We start from the raw sequence: 23,332 nt of genomic DNA, 5'->3' as shown, positions 1-23,332 counted from the left end.
AAGTTTTAAAGTTTGCAGTTTAAATTGTTCCATTGTTATTCCGGAATAAGCCACCAGAAAGGTTTCATTTTTGCTTTGTAAATAAATGCGTAATGCAGCAATAATTTTAACCAATGTCCGGCTAAACCAATCTCTCCAAAAGTTTTTCCCAGTTGACGACCTTGTGAATCAGGATATTTTTCGTAATCTGGAACAATAGGATAAGTGGTTATACTTATTCCACTCCCTGTGGTTAAACCAAAGCCCGCCGATGCAATACATGCAGCACCCATATTTCCCATGGATCCTTTATGATTTAGTGAAACTCCATTTAATTTTATAGAGTCAATAATGTTATCAGCAACAATTTTTGCAGTAATTCCTGACGGCATTCCTGTTCGCGGTGGAGCAGGCGTAATGTCAGTTCCATTTTTACTTTTTCGTGGCTTAGAGATAGCATGCGGAGGTGCAAAAGCAATTCCTGGCGCAAAAATATTGGGATAAGAGGGATTTTGATACGTTTCAGGCCAGTCTTTAACGGACCAATTTTCATAAGGTTTAACTGTATAATCAGCATCTACGAGCATGAAACCTTTAAATAATTTTTCAGTAATTTCATTTTGGTTCTTATCAAATGCTTTAAATTCATGTCCTGCAAATGAAGGAATCAACATCGCAAAATCATAATTTTCAAATTTATATTCGCCCTCTAAGTTTTCATAATGTGCAATTCCATCCTCAATTTTAGTAACTGCAGCGCCTAAAATCCACTTTATTCCTCTATCTCTGAAAACCATTTCCACCATCTCAAATGACGGCATGGTTTTATTTTCATAGCTTAGCAGCATTCCATCCATCCCAAAATCACCCAACTTATATTCATTAGAAATCCAAGTTATTTCAGCCATTTCTCGAACTTTATGTCTTCTGAGTTCTTGTTCTACATTTAAAATGTATTCAAATGCAGCGCCCTGACAGGTAGCCTTAGCATGACCTGTTCCAATTAAAATTTTAGCTTTTTTACCATTTTTCATTTCGTTGATTAGCACCTCTAATCCTTGCCAAGCATGTTCTGCATGGCTGTAAGTACAGACAGAGTAAGCCTTATTTGTACCTGGTTCTAAACCTTCGGTAAGATCAAAAGCTAACTTTGGACCGGTACTATTGATTAAATAATCATAGTTTACTTTTTCTTTTTTATACTTTACTTCACCATCCACATATTCAACCAATACATAAGGTTTAGATTCTGTTGCATCACCTTCAGGATGGAAGGAGACTACTTTAGCCTGTTTAAAACCAATATCTTTTTTCTTATACAAAGGAGTCAACGGAAATAATAACTCCTTGGATTTCATTCTACCCACTCCTACCCAAATATTGGAAGGAATCCATTGATAATTGCTATTAGGTGAGACCACTAGTACTTCGTGTTCTTTGCCCAATTTTCTTCTCAAGTGTGAGGCAGCAACATGTCCTGATATTCCAGCTCCTAAAATGACAATTTTTGACATAATATTGATTTTTATAATTTAAAAGTACTTTGTCTCAACGATATGAAAAGTGATAATTGTCACATAACATATTAATTTTCAATTACTTTCTAGCACTTAAGATTAATATTAATTTGTAAGTACACCTTTTTCACAGTATAGATTAGCATTTCTTATTGCTATGATTAATGCTTTAAAAGAAAAGTGCTCCTTGTAACTAGAAGTTCTTTAGATTGAAATAATTAAAGAAAATGTGTCACTGTAAACTACTTTCTTTAGCGGATTTAAAGGTAGAAAAACATAAAAAAGTAACTTTTTAAAAACCTTAATAATACTGCGTGTTTTTAAGAAATGAAATATTCATTTTATTACCTTTACCAACTTAAAATACCAATTATGTCTGTCGCAAAAAAAGATTACAAAAGAGTAACTACAAAGTCGCTGATCGAAATGAAAGCTAATGGCGAAAAAATCGCAATGCTTACCGCCTATGATTATACTATGGCTAAAATTGTTGATTCAGCCGGAATAGATGTGATTCTTGTAGGTGATTCAGCTTCTAATGTAATGGCTGGGCATGAAACTACGTTACCTATCACTTTAGACCAAATGATTTATCATGCATCATCAGTTGTTAGAGCAATTGAAAGAGCGCTTGTTGTTGTAGATTTACCATTTGGAAGTTATCAATCTGATCCAAAAGAAGCCTTACGTTCCTCTATCAGAATTATGAAAGAAAGTGGCGGACATGCAGTAAAACTAGAGGGTGGAAAAGAAATAAAAGATTCTATAAAGAAAATATTAAATGCAGGAATTCCAGTGATGGGACATTTAGGTTTGACTCCACAAAGCATTTATAAATTTGGAACTTATACCGTTCGTGCCAAAGAGGATGAGGAAGCTGATAAATTAATGGACGATGCTAAATTGCTTGAAAGTTTAGGATGTTTTGCATTAGTATTAGAAAAAATTCCAGCTCATCTAGCAGAGAAAGTGGCTAAAAGTATTTCAATCCCTGTTATAGGAATTGGTGCTGGTGGCGGAGTTGATGGACAAGTGCTTGTAATTCACGATATGCTGGGAATGAATAATGAATTTAGTCCTCGTTTTCTTAGACGTTACATGGATCTATATGATGGAATGAAAACGGCAATTGGTCAGTATGTTACTGATGTGAAATCAGCTGATTTTCCTAATGCGCATGAGCAGTATTAATAATCAAATCCCAGCTAAAGGAATTATAATGAAAATAGTTTCAACAAAATCTAATCTGCAAATTCTGCATGAAGACAACCATCTTATCATAGTAAATAAGCGCGTTGGTGATATTGTACAAGGTGATAAAACGGGTGATAAACCATTGTCTGATGTGGTTAAGGAATACATTAAGGATAAGTATAACAAGCCCGGAGAAGTTTTTCTTGGTGTAGTACATCGATTAGATCGTCCTACAACAGGAATTGTAGTTTTTGCACGCACCAGTAAAGCGTTGACAAGAATGAATGAACTTTTTAGTAATAGAGAAACTCAAAAAACGTATTGGTGTATTGTTAAAAATAAACCTTTGAAACCAGAAGATAAGTTAATACACTATTTAAAAAGAAACGAAAAAAATAATAGTTCTAAAGCGCATTTAAAAGAAGTTCCAGATAGTAAACTAGCGAGTTTAGATTATAAAATAATTAAAGAACTCAATAATTATTTTGCATTAGAAATCAATTTGCACACGGGCAGACACCACCAAATTAGAGCACAACTTTCGGCAATTGGATCACCCATAAAAGGAGATTTAAAATATGGATTTGATCGTAGCAATCCTGATGGCGGAATTCATCTTCATGCACGAAAATTAGTATTTATACATCCAGTAACGAAAGAAAATTTAAGTGTAAATGCCTCCACTCCAGATGATGCGATTTGGAATGCTGTTTAGTATCTAGTACTCTTTTTTAGTTTATAAATAAGGTAAATAGAAAGACTTGAAATAGTGAAATTTCCCGTTTTGTTGTTTTGTATCTAAATGAAAGTTTTTTTTAAAATAATAATATGTATTTTTAGAATTAAAATTATCCAATGAATCATAAAACTAATATTAAATACCGCAAAGAATCTCTAATAAAATTATTGCACGCAATTACAAAACACGAGGATGCAATCATTAAAGCTTTATACGATGATTTTAGAAAACCTGCTTTTGAAGCCGTTTTAACAGAAACTAATTATGTAATTAGCGATCTAAAAGAAACAATAAAAAATATAAATTCTTGGGCTAAGCCAAAAAAAGTATGGCCATCTATTATTAATTTTCCCTCCTCAGATTATATTTATAGCGAACCTTATGGAAATGTATTAATACTTTCTCCATGGAATTATCCATTTCAATTGGCTTTGTGTCCCCTTGTTGCCGCAGTTGCAGCTGGGAATAAAGTTACTTTAAAACCTTCTGAACTCACACCAAATACTTCTAAAATAATCGCCAAAATAATCAGTGAAGTTTTCCCTGCAAAAGAGGTTGTAGTTGTGACTGGAGATGCAACAATTGCCGCCGAATTATTAAAAAAACGATGGGATTATATATTTTTCACTGGAAGTGTTCCCGTAGGCAAAATAGTTGCAAGAGCAGCAGCTGAAAATCTAACTCCCGTTACGCTTGAACTTGGTGGGAAAAGTCCCTGCATAGTTGACGAAACTGCCAATTTAGAACTTAGTGCTAAACGAATTATTTGGGGGAAAATAATTAATGCAGGACAAACCTGTGTGGCTCCTGATTATATTTTAGTAAGCCACAAAGTGAAAGATTCTTTTGTTAAATTATTAATTCAAGAGATTAAAAATGCTTTAGGAACAAATCCGGCTGACTCGCCTGATTATGCCAGAATAATTAATTTAAAAAATTGGCAAAGGCAATTAAGTTTATTAGAAAATCAGCATATAATTTATGGAGGTCAATCAAATATAGACACTTTATTTTTAGCGCCTACTCTACTAGATGAACCAAAAATGGATTCCAAAGTTATGCAAGAAGAAATTTTTGGACCAATATTACCTATTATTTCATACGAAACCATAAATGAAGTCGAAAAAATTATTAGCAGTTTTGATAAGCCTTTATCGCTCTATTTATTCTCAGAAAACAAAACCTTTGTTGATGATGTACTGCTGAAATATTCTTTTGGTGGAGGTTGTATAAACGACACAGTAGTACATTTAGTAAATAATAGACTACCTTTTGGTGGCGTTGGTACGTCAGGAATGGGCGCTTATCATGGCAAACTAAGCTTTGACATATTTTCTCATAAGAAATCAGTTGTAAAAAGAGGAACTTGGTTAGATTTACCTTTACGTTATGCACCATACAAAGACAAATTAAAAACCATACGAAAAGTGCTAAACTGGCTGTAGAATCGTCAGCAAAAGTGCTACTCTTTAAATGATTTTTCTAAAAAGTTACTATTTTAGTCGAAATTATTACATTTGCGAAGAACAGCGAGTATAAGAAAATTATAAAACTTATTTCAACAAAATTATAAAATTTAATAACCAATCAAAACTTAAACCAAATGAATAGCACAGAAGACAGAATAGAGGTAATAAAAAAAGAAGGATACAACTTAGATTTTTCAATTGTTTTTGAGCACGCATTTGAAAATTATAAAAAAATTGCGTTGTATGGCGGATTAATTATTTTTGTTTTTTTCTTTCTTTTATCCATAGTTGTTTTTGGACTTTTAGTAGCTTTTTTGGGCGGTACGGCACTTTTAGAGTTGTTTAAACCTGAAAATTTACAAGTTGAAACTTTTGGTTTTACCACACTAATAGTCATATCCGCCATAACTATTTTGCTAGGATCGTTATTAAGTCCACTTACAGCAGGTTTAATAAAAATGGCCTATTGTGCTGAAAATGATGAAGAGTTCCATGTTGCTACAATGTTTGAATATTACAAGTTGCCCATTTTTAAAGAACTTTTTATTGCAACATTTTTACTATCTTTAGTTAGTTCAGTATTATCATTACTATTAAATTATATTGAAATCCCTGCATTTAATTACCTAGTTAACATAGTGATTTCATTGTTTACAATTTTGACTATTCCACTTATTATTTTTGGAAAATTAAATGGCGTTGATGCGCTTAAAGCTAGTATTACAATTGTATCAAAACAACCCTTAATTATATTAGGATTATTTGTAGTAAGCTACTTAGGAACTTTAGTGGGATTTATTGGTTGTTGCGTAGGTATCTTTTTTACGCTTCCATTTATGTATTCTTTATATTACGCACTATACAGCAGTATTATTGGATTTCCAGACAAGAGCGAAGTTGCAAACAAACAATTATAAATATTTTTAAACAACTAAATTATATCCTTTTTGACAATTTAGTAAAAATAATTCCCTAAGTTTATTCTTAAAATCAAATTGCTCCGTTTGATTTTCTTAAACCTAAGACCACTAATTTATGGCATTACATTTTTTTCAAGTAAATAGTACTGCCATGGAGCAATTTATTACTCTAAATTCACATTCAGCAGTGAGTGACATACTTTATAGCATATTAGTTCCAGTACTACTTTTCTTTTTAGTTTACAAAATCTTCGAAATTAAGAAAGGTTTAAAAAGTAATTTGTTAGATAAAAGTTCCGGTCCATTTACAAAGAAGAAGGAATATCAAATTTATGCGCTTTTATTAGGAATTACTTTACCAGTTTTGGAGCTTGTGCTTGAACATTTTAAAATAAGACCAAAAAGTCTACTTCTTATCAACTGTACCATAGGATTTTCACTGTTGATAGTATATTATTTAAGTACTAAGCTCAGAATAGTTTTTAAGAATATAAACTATATTTTTATTATTGGTTTCTTAATTTTTTACGCATCAATTTGTAGGAATTTAATTAATTCACCGAACGATCTCATTCCCGTCACTGCATTTGTAGTTTCATTTTATTTTTCTTATTCTCTATTTAAATCAGCTGTATTATATTGGTCTTTTGTGGCATTTATATTTTCCTTTATATGTATAACTTATCTTTTTGATCTGATACCATTAAGAACAATTTTACTGCTTTTAATTAATTGCATAATCATTACAATAATCAATTATGTAAATTATGTTATGTGGCTTAATAACAGAAACGAAACTAGATTCAATAATAAAATTATAAATGAGGGAAATTCTCTAATATTAGCTACAAACAAAAAAGACGAAATTGTATTTTGCAGCGAAAACGTAGAAATAATATTAGGTTACAACGTAAATGAGATAATGGATGTAGGCTACTGGAAACTTACTGACAGCGGAAACTTTTACAGCGATTTAAACAAAAGTAATTTTAGTGAGGAAAAAATTTGCGTTCATAAAGTAAAATGTAAGAACGGTGAATTTAAATACATACAATGGGATAACAAACGATTTTCCGAAAATTTATTAGTAGTTAATGGTCAAGATATTACAAATGAAATTCAAATTCGAAATCAATATAAAGATTTAATAGAAAATGCAGTTGATCTCATTTTTGAAGTTGATATTGAAGGTAATTTTACGTTTGTAAATGATTTTACCGCGAAGTCTTTTGGTTATAAAAACAGCGAAATAATAAATAAAAATTACGCAGCATTTATAAAATTAGATTTTGCAGCAAGTATTATTGAATACTATCAAAATCCAATCGAAAATGAAGACTTTTTTCCAGTTAAAGAATTTCCGTTAATAAAGAAGAACGGAGAGGAATTATGGGTCTCCCAAAAGGTGATCATTCGTCGCAATACTTTAGGAACTATTATTGGATATTCAGGTATTGCAAGAGACGTAACTAAATTCAAAGAAATTGAACGAGAAAATATAATTCAACAGAAAAAAAGAGAGAGTTATAATGAGGTCCTAAAACATATATCTTCTACTGATTATAGCGATTATGGAAATCTTGATATTAGTTTGATGCAAATAATTGAATCAGCTGCTAAAATAACACAATGCAGTAGAGTTAGTTATTGGAGTTATAGCCAAAATAAGATCACTTGCGAAATTCTTTATAATTTAGAAATTAATACCTACAGTCAAGGTCTTGCATTAGAAAGAAATAAATACCCTATTTATTTTGAATCATTACTAAATAACACACTAATTTGCGCAACAGATGTGTTTAGTAAACACGAATTTTCTGAATTTACAAAAGACTATTTTTTGCAGCATGATATAAAATCGCAGCTAGATATACCTATTTTTAACAATGGAACTTTATCAGGAGTGTTAAGTTTTGAAAACGTTACTAGTCAGAAATTTTGGGACAACGATGACATAATTTTTGCAAGATCAATTGCTGATTCGATTGCAATAACGGTCATTTCTCAAAGTCGTTACAAAGTAGAAAAAAATCTAAAGTATAAAAGTGAACTATTGACTGCAATGGCCATTTGTACAGAAAAATTTTTAAATAGCAAAGATATTGATGCCATTTTTTCAGATGTTCTTATCATCATGGGTAAAGCAACGAAATCGCATAGAGCATATTATTATAAAAATGATGCAGCGACAAAAACAATTTGTCAAAAATACAGGTGGATTATACACAACGATGTTTTAACAGAAATTAATCCTAAACTTCAAAAAATCCCTTATGAATATTTTGAAGAGTTGCTCAATCCACTTCTAGAAAATAAAATTTTAGAGTCAACTATTAGTGAAATTGAAAGTTCAACTCTGAAGAAAAAATTAGAGAATTTAGAAGTAGTTTCTCTTATACTTTTTCCAATTTTTATCAATAAAAAATTTGATGGCTTTTTAGGATTTGATGATACACAAAATGTAAAAAAATGGTCAGAAGATGAAGTAACTATTTTACAAACTCTTGCACGTAATGTTTCTTCTTCAATTGAAAGAATTACAAATGAAAATGCAATTCACGAGAGTGAAGAAAAGTTTAGATTACTGGCTAATAACATTCCAGGAACCGTTTATTTATCAAATTATGATGAAAATAACACTAAAATTTACATCAATGATAATATTGAAAAATTAACAGGTTATCCAAAAGTTAGTTTCTTTAATAATGAAATATCATTTATTAATTTAATTCATCCTCAAGATAAAATAAAAACTATAGCTGCTCAAAAAAGAGCAATTGACCAGAAAATTCCAATTCACTTAACCTATCGAATTATTAATAAAAGCAATGAAATTGTTTGGGTCGAGGAATTTGGAGATACCATTTATAAAGATGGAAATATAGCTTTTATAGAGGGTATATTTATTGATATTACCGAACGTAAAAAAGCAGAAACCTTTATTAAAGAAAAAGAATTAGCAGAAGCTGCTAATAAATCGAAGTCGGAATTTTTAGCCAATATGAGTCATGAAATTCGAACGCCATTAAATGGAATAATTGGGTTTACTGATTTATTGATGAACACCGATCTTGGTCCAATACAAGAAAAGTATATGACAACAATTAATCAATCAGCACATTCGCTTCTTGATATAATTAATGACATATTAGATTTTTCAAAAATAGAGGCAGGTAAACTAGATCTCTACATAGAAAAAAATGATATTAATATTCTTTTAAAACAAGTTATAGATTTAATATTATTTGAATCAAACCAGAAAAAACTAAATTTAGAACTTTTTATTGGAGAAAATATTCCAAAATATTTTTGGTTGGATAGTGTTCGATTAAAACAAATATTGATAAATCTGTTATCAAATGCAGTAAAGTTTACTGAAAAAGGTACAATTACAGTTGATCTATCTTTAATAGAATCCAGAAATGAAACCAGAAAAGTAATTCGATTTGCAGTTATTGATACAGGAATTGGAATTCTTGAAGAAAATAAAAAGAAAATATTTAAAGCATTTTCTCAGGAGGATAGCTCTACAACCAGAAAGTTTGGTGGTACAGGATTAGGACTCACTATTTCAAATCAATTGCTAGGATTGATGAGCAGTCATTTACAATTAGAAAGCGCAATTGAAATAGGAAGCACATTTTACTTTGATTTAGAATTGGAGACAAGTAACGAACAAGGTGAAGAACTAGAAAAAAATCAATTAAGTAGTGAAAAGAACAATAAAGAAAATAATAGAAGTATTGATGTAGGAAAAAATGTAAAGGTGTTACTTGTTGAAGACAATCGTGTAAATATGCTACTACTCAAAACTATTATTAAAAATTTATCTTTGAAAACTACTGTTTTTGAAGCCGTAAATGGAGAGCAAGCGGTAATTCAATTTGAATCTGTAATTCCAGATATTATTTTTATGGATATTCAAATGCCAATAATGAATGGTTATGAAGCTACAGAAATTATTAGAAAATTGAAGTTAGGGAAAGAAGTCCCAATCATAGCTATTACTGCTGGAACTGAAAAAGAGGAACGAAATAAATGTATAGCCTCAGGAATGGATGATTATATTCCTAAACCCATTTTGAAAGGAATTATTGAAAAAACTTTTTTAAAATGGATACCTGAAAATTGACAATTAAAAACTGAAGTATTTTAACATAAAAAATATGAAATATGAAATGGAGTGGCAGACGTAGTAGTGAAAATTTTGAAGATAAGAGAGGAATGTCCTCAGGTGGAAAGACCATTATAGGAGGTGGAATTATAGGAATAGTGATTTTATTACTTAATGTTTTTGGTGGTGAAAACGGTCAAATGATAGGCAATATATTACAGCAAACGCAAGGTTCTCAAAATGAACCTACTGAACAACGAGAATTAAGCGCCACAGAAAAAAAAGAAGGTAAAATTATCGAAGCAATATTAGTTGATACTGAAGATGTATGGAAAAAAATATTTCAAGAAAATAATTTGCAGTATGAAAGACCAAATCTGGTTTTATTTACGGATTCCTATGAAACGGGATGTGGAACTGCTACCTCAGCTTCTGGTCCTTTTTATTGTCCTGCTGATCAAAAAGTGTATATGGATTTAGCTTTTTTTGAAGAGCTAGAAACTAAGTTTGGCGCGCAAGGTGGTGATTTTACGAAGGCGTATGTAATAGCGCATGAGATTGGGCATCACGTGCAAACTTTATTAGGAACAGCAATTAACATGCGAAAGCTTCAACAGGGAAAAAGTCAGGCTGAAGCTAATAAGTTATCTGTGGCTTTAGAACTTCAAGCTGATTTTTACGCAGGAGTTTGGACGCATTATAACCAAAAAATGAATAATTTTTTAGAAGAAGGTGACATTGATCAAGCGCTAAGTGCGGCTCACGCCGTAGGAGATGATGCAATACAATCTAAAATACAAGGACGCATTGTTCCAGAATCTTTTACTCATGGGACTTCGGCTCAACGTAAAGCTTGGTTTATGAAAGGTTATAAAACAGGTGACATAAATCAAGGTGATACTTTTGCTGAAATTAGATAAGTCAAACTTTCATGAAATTAGTTTAAATCGGGTATTTCTACCCGGTTTTTTTGTTATAAATCAAAGCTATTTTCTTTTGTAATTTTAATTTGCGATCAAAACTAGATTTTTAAAATTTCAATTAATAATCTTAATTTAATTTGTGTTAGATATCAATAAATTTAATATTACCCGTTGGGTTTAAACATTCAAAACGTCAGTTCGCGTGTTTTTTGTGGCATAAAACGGAGCAAAAATGTATCGAGAACCACTTTTAATGAAATTTTTCTTGTTCTCGATACATTTTTCTATCGAAAAATACTCGAAAAGACGAAAAATCACCGTCAAAAACTAATTACACCTAACGGGTGTAATATTGTAAAGACCTTTAAAAAAATTATTTAGAGCTGCTCTTAATTTAAATAATTAAGATGAAAAATAAATAGAATACCACGATATAAATTTACAGTCGGGTTTTAACATTCTTAGTTTTAAAATTACTTTCAACAAACTAAATTTAACAATTACAAACGCTTCGAAAAAAATAGAAGTATCTTTGCAGCAAATTAAGGAAGTAAAAGAAATAGTTATCTTACTTCATAAACACTATTTATGTCATTTAGCTCATTAGGATTATCTGATGCTTTATTGAAAGCCATTAGCAAAAAAGGATACACTACTCCGTCTCCAATACAACAAAAAGCAATTCCACCTATTTTAGAAGGAAAAGACGTTTTAGCATCCGCACAAACAGGAACTGGAAAAACTGCAGGTTTTACATTACCAATTTTACAAATACTATCTCAAGGACAACAATTGCGACAACGTCCCATTCGTGCATTAATATTAACACCGACGAGAGAATTAGCAGCCCAAATTTTTGAAAACATCAAAGAATACAGTACATTTTTAGATATTCGAAGCACGGTGATTTTTGGAGGAGTAAATCAAAATCCACAAGCAGCTCAACTTAAAAATGGGATTGATATTTTAGTTGCAACTCCTGGCCGACTCATTGATTTACAAAATCAAGGCCTAGTGTCTCTTGCAAAAGTAGAAATTTTAGTTTTAGACGAAGCTGATAGAATGCTTGACATGGGATTTTTAAGAGATATCGAACGCATCTTAAAAGTACTACCCATAAAAAGACAAAACTTGTTGTTTTCAGCAACATTTTCCCAAGATATTAAGAAATTAGCAATGGGAATACTCCACAATCCCGTGCAAGTAGAGGCAACACCCGAAAATATTACCGTAGAAGCAATTGCTCAAAAAATATACCCTGTTGCCAAAGAGAAAAAAACGGATCTAATCATTAAGCTTGTCACTGAGGGAAACTGGAAGCAGATTCTTGTTTTTACCCGAACTAAGCAAGGCGCTAATAAATTGTGTGAAAGCATGAATAATGCTGGAATTATAGCCGCAGCTATTCATGGAAACAAAGGTCAAGGTGCACGTACAAAAGCGTTAGCAGGTTTTAAAAACGGAAGTGTTACAGCATTAGTTGCTACAGATATTGCAGCGCGAGGATTAGATATTCCATTATTACCGCACGTTGTTAATTTTGAATTACCAAATATTCCAGAAGATTATGTGCACCGTATAGGAAGAACTGGAAGAGCTGGAGCAAGTGGAGAAGCTATTTCTTTATTCAGTCCAGACGAAACGATATTTTTAAGAGATATTGAAAAATTAATTGGCTTAAAATTAGAAAAAGAACAAATTGCAGGATTCGAACCAGATCCTAATGCATCGAAAGAGCCTATCAAGCAAGGACAAGGAAGACAACAAAGGAATTCAGCTCCAAGAACTCCGAAGTCTTCAAATACTCCAAAAACTGAGAATACCACGAGAAGTAATAATAGTTTTGGACCAAGACGTCCAAGTCAAAATAATGAAAGACGATTTACTAAATAATATATGTGAAAGCGCTTTTACAACATTTCAGCCCACGGTGTAATCCGTGGGCTTTTTTTGTTATTGTTTAGTATTCTTTTTGATATAATGCGCGGTGAAGTTTTTCATTTTATAAAGGTATAACTTAGTTTTTACCTAACATATAATAATGAGTTGATTAAAATAATACAACTACTTTTAATTTAATGACTTTTTACGGCATAATAATGACATATCGCTCGTAATACTCACAAACTTTTCAGCACAAAAGCATGCTAGAGGCAATCTAAATAAATTAATGTTATCCCAACCAACCATCTCGATCTAAACTTCGATACTGAATTGCTTCTGCAATATGAGAAGAAATAACAGTTGGAGCACCATCAAGATCAGCTATAGTTCTTGCTACTTTCAAAATCCTATCGTAAGCACGAGCTGAAAGATTTAAACGCTCCATTGCCGTTTTTAATAACTGTTTTGACACATCATCGAGTGCACAATATTCTCTTATATGCTTTGTATTCATTTGAGCATTATAATGAATATTTTCCATTTGCTCAAAGCGCAGTGTTTGTAGTTCTCGTGCAGATGTTACTCTCTTTCTAATTTCAACACTACTTTCTGCTTTTTGGTCATCTGATAATTTATCAAAAGGAACTGGTGTTACTTCTATATGTATATCAATTCGATCTAATAGAGGTCCAGAAATTTTACTTAAATATCTTTGCATTTCATGAGGTGAAGATGTTTGCGGCGAATCAGGATCATTAAAAAAACCACTCGGACTCGGATTCATACTCGCCACTAACATAAATGAGGATGGATAGGTAACCGTAAACTTAGCTCTAGAAATGGTTACTTCTCTATCCTCCAAGGGTTGCCGCATCACTTCTAAAACATCTCTCTTAAATTCTGGTAGTTCGTCCAGAAATAAAACACCATTATGAGCCATAGAAATTTCTCCTGGCTGCGGATAGCTACCGCCACCAACTAATGCTACATTTGAAATCGTGTGATGTGGACTCCGAAATGGACGCTGGTTCATCAAACCAACTTCTTTAAGTTTACCGGCCACACTATGAATCTTTGTAGTTTCTAATGCTTCGCGCAAAGTCATGGGTGGTAAAATACTTGGTAAACGTTTGGCAAGCATTGTTTTTCCAGCTCCAGGCGGACCAATCAAAATAATATTGTGACCACCAGCAGCGGCAATCTCCATACAACGTTTTATACTCTCTTGTCCTTTTACATCAGAGAAATCAAACTCTGGAAAATCTAAAGTTTTGTAAAATTCTGCTCGTGTATCAATTGTTGTTGGTTCGAGCGTACCTTTACCTTCAAGAAAATCAATAACTTCCTGAACATTTTCAATTCCGTAAACATCTAATCCTGCAACAATAGCCGCTTCTTTTACATTTTGCTTTGGCAAAAAGAAACCTTTAAAACCCTCTTCTTTAGCTTTTATCGCAATTGGCAACGCACCACGAATAGGTTGTAAACTTCCATCGAGAGATAGTTCCCCCATTATTACATATTTATCAATATCATCCGCCTTAATTTGTCCAGAAGCGACAAGAATACCTATCGTTAAAGTTAAATCATAAGCTGAACCTTCTTTGCGTAAATCAGCTGGTGCCATATTGATTGTAATTTTTTTACCAGGCATTAGATACCCATTATTTTTTAAAGCAGCAGCGATTCTGTAACTACTTTCTTTAATAGCATTATCTGGTAAGCCAACTAAATGATAACCAATACCTTTGTCAATATTTACCTCTACAGTAATTGTTGTGGCTTCCACGCCAAATACGGCACTTCCAAAAACTTTAATTAGCATGTTTAGTTATTTTGATTCTAAAATTAGATAAACATTTTTAATTATTAGTACTAATCATTCAATAATTAAAATAATAGTGTAAATCAACTTTTTAGAAATTATAAAGAACAACTAATTAGGAAAATACACGAGGAATTAGTGCAAATAATTAAATAATCGATACTAGTAGCTAAAATTTAAAACTAAATCTAAAATAAAATTGGTAAAACATTATCATTTTAATATATTTAGCCACTAATTACAAACCTATATTATGAAAAAAACAGTTCTGCTAATCGTTCTCAGTTTTTTATTAACAAAAACGTACGCGCAGGAATACTTTCCTAACAATGAAAGCATTCCCAACAAAACCATGAATTTTACCGCTTTTACAAATGCGAGAATTTATGTAACACCCACTCAGGTCATTGAAAAAGGGACTTTACTAATTCAAAACGGTAAAGTAATTGCCGCTGGAACTACTGTTGAAATTCCTAAAAATTGTACAACAATAAATCTGGACGGAAAATCAATTTATCCCTCGTTTATTGATCTATATACTAGTTTTGGTGTTGAAAAACCGAAAAGAAATATGGAGAGAAATCCAATGTATGACACAAAACGAACTGGTTACTACTGGAATGAAAGTATCCGTTCAGAGGTGAATGCATTTGAAAATTTCGCTTACGATCAAGCAAAAGCTGAGGAATTATTAAAAGCTGGGTTTGGTGTGGTTGGTACCCACGTTCAAGACGGAATAGCCCGGGGATCGGGTACTTTAATAGCATTAAACAACTTTGATGCTAGCAAGCAATTGCTATCTGACAGGGTGTCCAATCATTTTGGTTTTACAAAAAGTGCTACTACAAACCAGGCGTATCCTAGCTCGCTAATGGGAATGATGGCATTATTACGCCAGATGTATTTTGACTTAGACTGGTATAAAAAAGGAAATTCGGCTACTAAAGATTTATCGTTAGAAGCATTAACTAATAATGAAAAACTAGTTCAAATATTTGCAACCGAAGACAAATTGAATAGTTTAAGAGCGGCAAAAATTGCTAAGGAATTTGGTTTAAATTATGTACTAAAAGGGAGTGGAAATGAATTTGAAAGATTAGACGAAATAAAAAAAACAAATTCTAGATTTATTATTCCAATCAATTTCCCAGTAGCTTATGATGTCTCTGATCCCAACCAGGCGGATCAGATGGAATTGAAAGATTTGCGCTTTTGGAACCAAGCTCCTACTAACTTAAAAGTCTTATCGGATAACGGAATTATATTCGCTTTGACTACTGACAAGTTAAAGAAAATAGAAGATTTTAGAACTAATCTATTGAAAGCGATTAAATATGGTTTTGATAAAACGAAAGCTTTAGAGGCATTAACAACAATTCCCGCAGCTATTTTAGGAAAAAGTGACCAAATGGGTACACTTAAAATTGGAAGTTTGGCAAATTTTGTCGTAACATCAGGAGAAATTTTCGACGAGAAAACAACGTTATATGAAAACTGGGTTCAAGGAAATAAATATGTTGTAAATGACATTACTTCAAAGGATGTTCGGGGAACTTATGATTTGACTATCAATAATGAAAAATTTATTTGGAAAATTGATGGAGAAGTTGCAGCACCTAAATCCGATATATCAACAAAAGATTCAAAAAAAGTAAAATCTAAACTTACTATTTCTGACAATTGGCTTTCGACAGTAATAAAATCGAACGATACTACGAAAACGACCTTTACTAGACTTATTGGTTATATTGACAACACAGAAAACCTATTAGGAAAAGCAATTTTACCAGACGGAACTGAGACAAAATGGTCTGCTGTAAAAACTAGTCCTTTTGTAAAAACAGTTGAAGCTATAAAAACTGAGGATCAATTTAAAATAATGCCTACGACATTTCCAAATGTTGCTTACGGCAATACTAAAAAATTAGAGGCGCAAACAATGCTTTTTAAAAATGCAACTGTTTGGACAAATGAAAAAGAAGGAATTTTACAAGAAACTGATGTCCTTATTAAAAATGGAAAAATAGCAGCGATAGGAAAAAATATCTCTGATGCTTCTGCAACTATCGTTGACGCAAAAGGAAAACATTTAACTAGTGGAATTATTGACGAACATTCACATATCGCAATTTCTAATGGAGTTAATGAAGGTGGCCATAACTCAAGTGCAGAAGTTACTATCCAAGATGTAGTCAATTCTGAAGACATTAATATTTACAGAGATCTTGCTGGTGGCGTAACTATTTCTCAACTGTTACATGGATCTGCAAACCCTATTGGTGGTCGCTCCGCAATTGTAAAATGGAAATGGGGTGCTTCACCAGAAGAAATGCTTTATAAAGATCAGCCAGGTTTCATTAAGTTTGCTCTTGGAGAAAATGTAAAACAAGCCAACTGGGGAATTACAAATCCAACACGTTTTCCTCAAACTAGGATGGGTGTAGAACAAGTGTTTATAGATTATTTTCAACGTGCGAAGGAATATGATCTTGCCTGGAAAAAATATAATACTAGCGGAAAGAAAGGAAAAGCGCCACGAGTAGATCTAGATTTGCAAACAATTGCAGAAATTTTGAATAGCGAAAGATTTATTTCTTGCCACTCTTATGTGCAATCTGAAATTTTGATGCTGATGAATGTAGCTGATAAATTTAATTTTAAAGTAAATACTTTCACTCATATCCTGGAAGGTTATAAAGTAGCTGACAAAATGAAAGCACATGGAGTGGGAGCTTCTACTTTCTCTGACTGGTGGGCGTATAAGTTTGAGGTAAATGATGCAATACCGTTTAATGGACCAATTATGCATAACGCAGGACTTGTTGTAGCTTACAACTCTGATGATGCAGAAATGTCAAGAAGATTAAATCAAGAAGCAGCTAAAGCAGTGAAATATGGAGATGTGTCTGAAGAAGAGGCGTGGAAGTTTGTCACTTTAAACCCAGCTAAATTATTGCGTATCGATAATAAAGTAGGTAGTATTAAAGTGGGTAAAGATGGGGATGTCGTACTGTGGAACAACAATCCTTTGTCCATCTACGCAAAAGCAGAGAAAACAGTAATTGAAGGTGTTGTATATTATGACAGTAAAAAAGATGAAGAAAATAGAGTTACTATTGCTAAAGAACGAAATGATTTAATTAGCCAATTATTGCAAGAAAAGAACAAAGGAATGATCACGCAAGAACCTAAAAAAACAGAAAAGGTAGAATACCATTGTGATACTATGGAAGAATAAAATAAATTGTAAAATCATTATTGTGGCGCATACAGGATCTATCCAGATTTTAAAACCATAGTATGTCAAAACAATAAATTTAAATTTCAAGATAATGAATTCTAAAAAGCGAAGCAACTTTAAAATAAAAACAACAATGAACAAGAAAATATATCTTTTACTATTGATATTCTGTATATCGATACATATAAAAGCACAGCAAACACCTGCTGCAAAACAAAGTCAGTCAGTCCTTATACTCAATGCAACTGCACATTTAGGAAATGGAAAAATCATAGAAAACAGCGCTATTGGATTTGTAAATGGCAAAATCAGCTTAGTTGCTGACGCTACCCTTATTAGGTTAGCTAAAGATGCATACGATATCACAATTGATGCAAGTGGAAAACACGTTTATCCCGGTTTTATTGCGCCAAATTCTACACTTGGTTTAGTTGAAATTGACGCTATAAAATCATCCGATGATGAGGGAGAAATTGGGGTTATGAAGCCACATATTAGAAGTATTATTGCTTACACCGCAGATTCAAAGGTGATTGAAACCGTAAGACCAAACGGTATTTTAATGGCTCAAATAACGCCTCGTGAAGGAAGAATTGCGGGTACATCCTCTATTGTTCAGCTCGATGCGTGGAATTGGGAAGATGCAGTAATCAAAGAAAATGATGGAATTCACGTTAATTTTCCATCAACTTTTAAAAGGAGCGGTTCTTGGTTTGAGCCAGGAGGAATTGAAGCTAATAAGGACTATAAAAAACAAGTTTCTGAATTAAATGCTTTTCTCTCTGATGCAAAAGCGTATTTAGGAACTGCTTCAAAAGATAGAAATTTAGTATTAGAAGCTACAAAAGGTCTGTTTGATGGAACACAAACCCTATTTATTAATGCTAATGAAGAAAAGCAAATCATGGATGCAGTACAATTTGCTAAAGATAATGGGATAAAAAAAATGGTAATTGTAGGTGGTTATGAAGCGTACAAAACCGCAGAATTACTTCAAAAAAACAACATAAGTGTTTTATTACGAAGAGTACATGAAATGCCGTTAAAAGAAGATGATGATATTGATTTACCATTTAAATCAGCAAAATTATTATCAGACAAAGGCGTTTTAGTAGGTTTAGAAAACAGTGGTAGTATGGAAAGAATGAATACTAGAAATTTACCATTTTTAGCAGGAACCTGTGTCGCTTATGGAATGCAAAAAGAGGAGGCGTTAAAATTAATTACTTCTAATACTGCAAAAATACTAGGGATCGATGCGCAGTGTGGCACATTAGAACAAGGTAAGGATGCGACACTATTTATTTCAGAAGGTGATGCTCTAGACATGAGAACAAACAAATTGACAAATGCCTTTATTCAAGGCAGATCAATAAGTTTAGAAACACACCAAACAAAACTGAACGACAGATATAAATCAAAATACAATCAAAAATAGAAATCATGGGACTATTTAATGCCATTTTAGGCAATGCTTCCGAAGTTAATATTCAAAATGTAGCGACCGAATTTGAACCACTTTTAATAGATGGAGAAACAATCGAAAAAGCCTATAAACTCATTCGAGATATGTTTATTTTTACTAATAAAAGATTAATTTTAGCTGAAAAGCAATTAGTGGGAACTAAAGTAGAATATATGTCTATTCCGTATTATAGTATTAAAAAATTCTCAAAAGAAAGTGCTGGAATTTTAGACATGGATGCCGAACTAAAGATCTGGCTGAACAATGACAATGCTCCAATTGTAAAACAATTTGGCAAAGGCGGAAACAATATTAATGAAGTATATAAAATATTAAGTCAGCACACTTTGAAATAATAAGTTTACAAAATATAATCTAATCGATGCACCAATTGAACTATTCAGTTGGTGCATTTTTTTTAAAATAGTATGTAGATTTTCGACTTAAAGCTGTTCTAAATTCAATTGTTTGAAATAATAATTACTCAATTTATTTGAATTTTATATTTCACAGTTTTAACAATTCATAAAATTTTAATTTTATTTTAGATACACCCATAAAAATATAGGGTCAAATAACAATAATTTGCAAAAATAACTTAGTAAACTTATATTTTTATAGGGTGTATATATGATTTTTATATTTTTATAGAAAATTTAAATCTAAAATACGATGCGGAAAGTTATTCTAACTATACTATTAATTATCATTTTAGTACTAACCCTTTTTTCGAATTATTTACTTGTTGATAATTCTGCACCAGCAAAAACTTTATATTTTGATACCGGTGATACTGCGTGGATGATAGTTGCAACAGCACTTGTACTGATCATGACACCTGGCTTAGGTTTCTTTTATGGAGGAATGGTGGGAAAGAAAAACATCATCAGCACCATGTTACAGAGCTATATGGCGATGATAATCGTCACAGTGTTATGGATTATTATTGCTTTCGGACTTTGCTTTGGTCCATCAATAGGAGGCATAATAGGAAATCCTATTCCGAATTTATTTTTTAGAGGTGTTGGCACCACTGCGGCTTGGCCTCTCGCTCCCACAATTCCTTTTATGTTATTTGCTTTATTTCAAGCAAAATTTGCAATTATTACACCAGCATTGATAACTGGAGCTTTTGCAGAGAGAATTCGGTTTTGGGCCTACTTACTATTTATGGTTTTATTCATATTACTTGTTTATGCACCACTAGCACACATGACTTGGCATCCAGATGGTATTTTCTTCAAAATGGGAGTATTGGATTTCGCTGGAGGAACTGTTGTTCACATGAGTGCGGGCTGGGCTGCATTAGCCGGAGCTATTTTTTTAGGCAAAAGAAAGGCAGAAAAACCGAATCCAGCTCGAATCACTTATGTTTTACTAGGCACTGGTTTATTGTGGTTTGGGTGGTTTGGCTTTAACTCAGGATCTGCTTTAGGCGCTAATGAAATCGCGGTGCAAGCACTTGGCACTACTACTATTGCCGCTGCCGCTGCCGGAATGGCTTGGGTGTTTATTGATAAAATTTTAGGACATAAATTATCAGCTATGGGAGCTTGTATTGGCGTTGTAGTGGGATTAGTTTCGATAACACCTTCTGCTGGTTTTGTGAGCATCCCACACGCAATGTTTATTGGTGTTTTTGCCAGTATTGTGAGTAATAGGATGGTTCGATGTTTTCATAAAAGCAAAATTGACGATGCTTTAGATGTTTTTGCCTGTCACGGCGTAGGCGGAATGGTTGGTATGTTACTGACTGGAGTATTTGCCTCAAACACCATTAATCCGGCTGTTGGAGAAAACCAAGGACTAATATTTGGAGATGCAACTTTATTTTTAACTCAATTAAGTGCTTTGATAATTGTTTCAATATTTGCATTTTCTGCTTCTTATTTTCTTTATTATATCGTTAACAAAATAACTCCACTTCGCGTAAGTGAAGAGAAAGAAATTTTAGGTCTAGATCTTTCTCAACATGGTGAGTTTTTATAAATAACCTTTAAAATACAAAAGGGTTCTAAAATCAATTAGAACCCTTTTTTTTAACTTTTCAGTGAAGCTATAACACTTATTTTAAAACAGTAAACTGAATTTTGGAATCATTGTAAATTCTATGTGTCTGCTTTTTGAAATCTTCTGGTTTTGCATAAAATATATTTTCTACAAATGTCTGCGGATTCAAATCAATTAAAGGGAACCATGTGCTTTGAACTTGTATCTGAATTTTGTGTCCTTTTTTGAAGGTATGGAACACATCCTGAAGCTTTATATTCACTTCAGTTTTTTCATTAGCTAAAAAAGGCTCGGGCTTTGAAAAACTATTTCTAAAACGACCTCTCATTACTTCGCTTCTCACCATCATATGATAATTACTCATTTTTAAATAAGGTGCTACTTCTTTAGTTTCCGGCTCATCATTTGGGAAAACATCAATAACTTTTACAATCCAATCAGCATCTGTTCCAGTTGTAGAAACTTGCAGTTTAGCCAAAATTTCTCCAGCAAGAGTTGTATTATTATCTAAAACTTCAGTTTCAAATACGATTACATCTGGACGTCTTGCAGCAAAACGCTGATCGTCAGTCATGTATTTTCTTGGCGTCATTCCTTGTTGTTTTATATCTTCTGAATAAGGAACGGGTTTTTTAGGATCGCTAACAAATTCTTCAAAAGCAATATTTCTTTTAGCCATTTTAGTTAAGTGATTTCCTTGTAAAAAGAAATCCTGCTTTTCAGTATTATTTGGTGGCCAAGCATCGTACGTTTTCCACTCCTTAGATCCCGAATCAAAAACGTAAGCTTCTGGCAACTTATTTTCGCCTTTGCCGTTATTCTTTAAAAAATGACGAAAGAAATTAGCTTCGATATTTTTTTGATAGAAACTAGAAATACTATCTCCAAAATTTATGTTGCCAATTACTTGTTTCGCTGAATTTCGAGCCCAGTCGCCGTGACTCCAAGGTCCCATAACAAGTGTGTTATAATTTTTACTAGTTTTTTCAATTGTTGAATACGTATTTAAAGGCCCATACAAGTCTTCGGCATCAAACCACCCTCCTACTGTCATTACAGCGGGTTTAATGTCTTTTAAATGTTGAAGAATACCACGTTTTTGCCAAAAATCATCATAACTAGAATGATCTTTTAGCTGTTGCCAAAACTCATTGTCTTTTCCATAAAATTTATCTAAATTAGATAAAGGACCTGCATCTAAGAAAAACTGATAGTCGTCATTTGTACCTATTTCTGGAAATTTAAACCAAGAATCTGTAGTACGTTTCGTTTTTTGAGGTCCGAATAATGGAGTCACTTTCCAATAACTTAATAAATAAGCGCCATTATGATGAAAATCGTCAAAAAAGAAATCAGCAATACAAGCTTGTGGAGAGACAGCCTTCAAAGCTGGGTGATTACTTAATAATGAATAAGTGGCATAAAAACCAGGATAGGAAATACCCCAAGTTCCAACGTTTCCATTATTATTAACAACATTTTTGACAAGCCAATCGATAGTGTCATAAGTATCAGAGGCTTCATCCACAATGGTTTTTCCTTTTTTATTTGGAATAAAACTACGCATGTTATCATACAATCCGTCGCTCATATACCTACCTCTAACGTCTTGATAAACTACAATATAGCCTTCCTTCATCATAGTTTCACTTGGTGAAATACTGCGCTTTAATTTACCGTCTCCATAAGGTCCGGAATTATAAGGTGTCCTTTGCATTATAATAGGATATGTTTTCGAAACATCCTTAGGACTGTATATTGCAGTGAAAAGTTCAGCGCCATCACGCATCTTGATATGAACTTCTTTTTTTGTGTAATTATCAGCCACATAATTTGTTGCCTGATCTTGTGCAAAAAGAATCACACTAACAAATAAAAGATAGATACTTAGTAGTTTTTTCATGAATTTTTTAAATTAAAAATAATTTTAAAGATAAAAAAACTCCGTTAATATCATCTTCACATTTAAGATTTTTTTTAAAAGAATCCAAATTCTGATTTATACCGTTTTTTATTTGTGAGCAAAGGTATTTTTTTGACTACGTTACACTA

14 protein-coding genes are annotated in these 23,332 nt (G+C 32.4%); 11 read left to right on the top strand and 3 right to left on the bottom strand.

The window, feature by feature from the left end:
• Positions 1–35 precede the first annotated feature (35 nt).
• On the bottom strand, positions 36–1,493 hold the full coding sequence (locus BUA99_RS12620; protein ID WP_072992930.1) for an NAD(P)/FAD-dependent oxidoreductase: 1,458 nt from the start codon (positions 1,491–1,493) through the stop codon (positions 36–38).
• Positions 1,494–1,868: 375 nt separating this feature from the next.
• Between BUA99_RS12620 and panB the strand changes: the two genes are divergently transcribed.
• The 7 genes from panB (at position 1,869) to BUA99_RS12585 (ending at position 12,748) form a co-directional block, all read left to right on the top strand.
• Positions 1,869–2,687 (top strand): 3-methyl-2-oxobutanoate hydroxymethyltransferase, encoded by an 819-nt coding sequence (panB, locus tag BUA99_RS12615; protein ID WP_072992927.1) that lies wholly within the window; start codon positions 1,869–1,871, stop codon positions 2,685–2,687.
• A 28-nt stretch (positions 2,688–2,715) separates the two neighbouring features.
• On the top strand, positions 2,716–3,405 hold the full coding sequence (locus tag BUA99_RS12610; protein ID WP_072993048.1) for an RluA family pseudouridine synthase: 690 nt from the start codon (positions 2,716–2,718) through the stop codon (positions 3,403–3,405).
• Between the two features lie 140 nt (positions 3,406–3,545).
• Positions 3,546–4,874, top strand: a complete 1,329-nt coding sequence (locus tag BUA99_RS12605) for an aldehyde dehydrogenase (RefSeq protein ID WP_072992924.1) — start codon at positions 3,546–3,548, stop codon at positions 4,872–4,874.
• Positions 4,875–5,032: 158 nt separating this feature from the next.
• On the top strand, positions 5,033–5,815 hold the full coding sequence (locus tag BUA99_RS12600; protein WP_072992920.1) for a hypothetical protein: 783 nt from the start codon (positions 5,033–5,035) through the stop codon (positions 5,813–5,815).
• A 118-nt stretch (positions 5,816–5,933) separates the two neighbouring features.
• A complete protein-coding gene (locus BUA99_RS12595) occupies positions 5,934–9,950 on the top strand; it encodes a PAS domain S-box protein (RefSeq protein WP_072992917.1) in 4,017 nt (1,338 codons plus the stop codon).
• Positions 9,951–9,991: 41 nt separating this feature from the next.
• Entirely contained in the window at positions 9,992–10,852 is an 861-nt protein-coding gene (ypfJ, locus tag BUA99_RS12590) for a KPN_02809 family neutral zinc metallopeptidase (RefSeq protein ID WP_072992914.1), read from the top strand.
• A gap of 591 nt (positions 10,853–11,443) precedes the next feature.
• Complete coding sequence (locus tag BUA99_RS12585; protein WP_072992911.1) at positions 11,444–12,748, top strand: DEAD/DEAH box helicase; 1,305 nt, start codon at positions 11,444–11,446, stop codon at positions 12,746–12,748.
• Between the two features lie 280 nt (positions 12,749–13,028).
• Here BUA99_RS12585 and BUA99_RS12580 read toward each other — a convergent pair whose 3' ends face one another.
• Positions 13,029–14,564 carry a YifB family Mg chelatase-like AAA ATPase gene (locus tag BUA99_RS12580; RefSeq protein WP_072992908.1) on the bottom strand — a complete coding sequence of 512 codons (1,536 nt, stop codon included), beginning with the start codon at positions 14,562–14,564 and terminating at the stop codon, positions 13,029–13,031.
• Between the two features lie 253 nt (positions 14,565–14,817).
• Here BUA99_RS12580 and BUA99_RS12575 point away from each other — a divergent pair, with 253 nt between their 5' ends.
• From BUA99_RS12575 to BUA99_RS12560, 4 genes are all read left to right on the top strand, one after another.
• Positions 14,818–17,802 carry an amidohydrolase family protein gene (locus BUA99_RS12575; protein WP_072992904.1) on the top strand — a complete coding sequence of 995 codons (2,985 nt, stop codon included), beginning with the start codon at positions 14,818–14,820 and terminating at the stop codon, positions 17,800–17,802.
• A 136-nt stretch (positions 17,803–17,938) separates the two neighbouring features.
• Positions 17,939–19,243: an amidohydrolase family protein gene (locus BUA99_RS12570; RefSeq protein WP_072993045.1), complete on the top strand. Its 1,305-nt coding sequence runs from the start codon at positions 17,939–17,941 to the stop codon at positions 19,241–19,243.
• 5 nt (positions 19,244–19,248) lie between these two features.
• Entirely contained in the window at positions 19,249–19,626 is a 378-nt protein-coding gene (locus BUA99_RS12565; RefSeq protein WP_072992902.1) for a PH domain-containing protein, read from the top strand.
• Between the two features lie 316 nt (positions 19,627–19,942).
• On the top strand, positions 19,943–21,259 hold the full coding sequence (locus BUA99_RS12560) for an ammonium transporter (RefSeq protein WP_072992898.1): 1,317 nt from the start codon (positions 19,943–19,945) through the stop codon (positions 21,257–21,259).
• 76 nt (positions 21,260–21,335) lie between these two features.
• On the opposite strand, the gene BUA99_RS12555 is transcribed toward BUA99_RS12560, so the two are convergent.
• Entirely contained in the window at positions 21,336–23,183 is a 1,848-nt protein-coding gene (locus BUA99_RS12555; RefSeq protein ID WP_072992895.1) for a CocE/NonD family hydrolase, read from the bottom strand.
• Positions 23,184–23,332: the final 149 nt, after the last annotated feature.

Source organism: Flavobacterium segetis, from assembly GCF_900129575.1.
GTDB classification, from domain to species: domain Bacteria; phylum Bacteroidota; class Bacteroidia; order Flavobacteriales; family Flavobacteriaceae; genus Flavobacterium; species Flavobacterium segetis.
This window is presented reverse-complemented; position numbering and strand designations above follow the sequence as displayed.

What these genes read in the sequence shown, in the direction of transcription:
- BUA99_RS12620 (WP_072992930.1), bottom strand. Translation starts at nt 1,493, where the DNA reads ATGTCAAAAATTGTCATTTTAGGAGCTGGAATATCAGGACATGTTGCT.
- panB (WP_072992927.1), top strand. Translation starts at nt 1,869, where the DNA reads ATGTCTGTCGCAAAAAAAGATTACAAAAGAGTAACTACAAAGTCGCTG.
- BUA99_RS12610 (WP_072993048.1), top strand. Translation starts at nt 2,716, where the DNA reads ATGAAAATAGTTTCAACAAAATCTAATCTGCAAATTCTGCATGAAGAC.
- BUA99_RS12605 (WP_072992924.1), top strand. Translation starts at nt 3,546, where the DNA reads ATGAATCATAAAACTAATATTAAATACCGCAAAGAATCTCTAATAAAA.
- BUA99_RS12600 (WP_072992920.1), top strand. Translation starts at nt 5,033, where the DNA reads ATGAATAGCACAGAAGACAGAATAGAGGTAATAAAAAAAGAAGGATAC.
- BUA99_RS12595 (WP_072992917.1), top strand. Translation starts at nt 5,934, where the DNA reads ATGGCATTACATTTTTTTCAAGTAAATAGTACTGCCATGGAGCAATTT.
- ypfJ (WP_072992914.1), top strand. Translation starts at nt 9,992, where the DNA reads ATGAAATGGAGTGGCAGACGTAGTAGTGAAAATTTTGAAGATAAGAGA.
- BUA99_RS12585 (WP_072992911.1), top strand. Translation starts at nt 11,444, where the DNA reads ATGTCATTTAGCTCATTAGGATTATCTGATGCTTTATTGAAAGCCATT.
- BUA99_RS12580 (WP_072992908.1), bottom strand. Translation starts at nt 14,564, where the DNA reads ATGCTAATTAAAGTTTTTGGAAGTGCCGTATTTGGCGTGGAAGCCACA.
- BUA99_RS12575 (WP_072992904.1), top strand. Translation starts at nt 14,818, where the DNA reads ATGAAAAAAACAGTTCTGCTAATCGTTCTCAGTTTTTTATTAACAAAA.
- BUA99_RS12570 (WP_072993045.1), top strand. Translation starts at nt 17,939, where the DNA reads ATGAACAAGAAAATATATCTTTTACTATTGATATTCTGTATATCGATA.
- BUA99_RS12565 (WP_072992902.1), top strand. Translation starts at nt 19,249, where the DNA reads ATGGGACTATTTAATGCCATTTTAGGCAATGCTTCCGAAGTTAATATT.
- BUA99_RS12560 (WP_072992898.1), top strand. Translation starts at nt 19,943, where the DNA reads ATGCGGAAAGTTATTCTAACTATACTATTAATTATCATTTTAGTACTA.
- BUA99_RS12555 (WP_072992895.1), bottom strand. Translation starts at nt 23,183, where the DNA reads ATGAAAAAACTACTAAGTATCTATCTTTTATTTGTTAGTGTGATTCTT.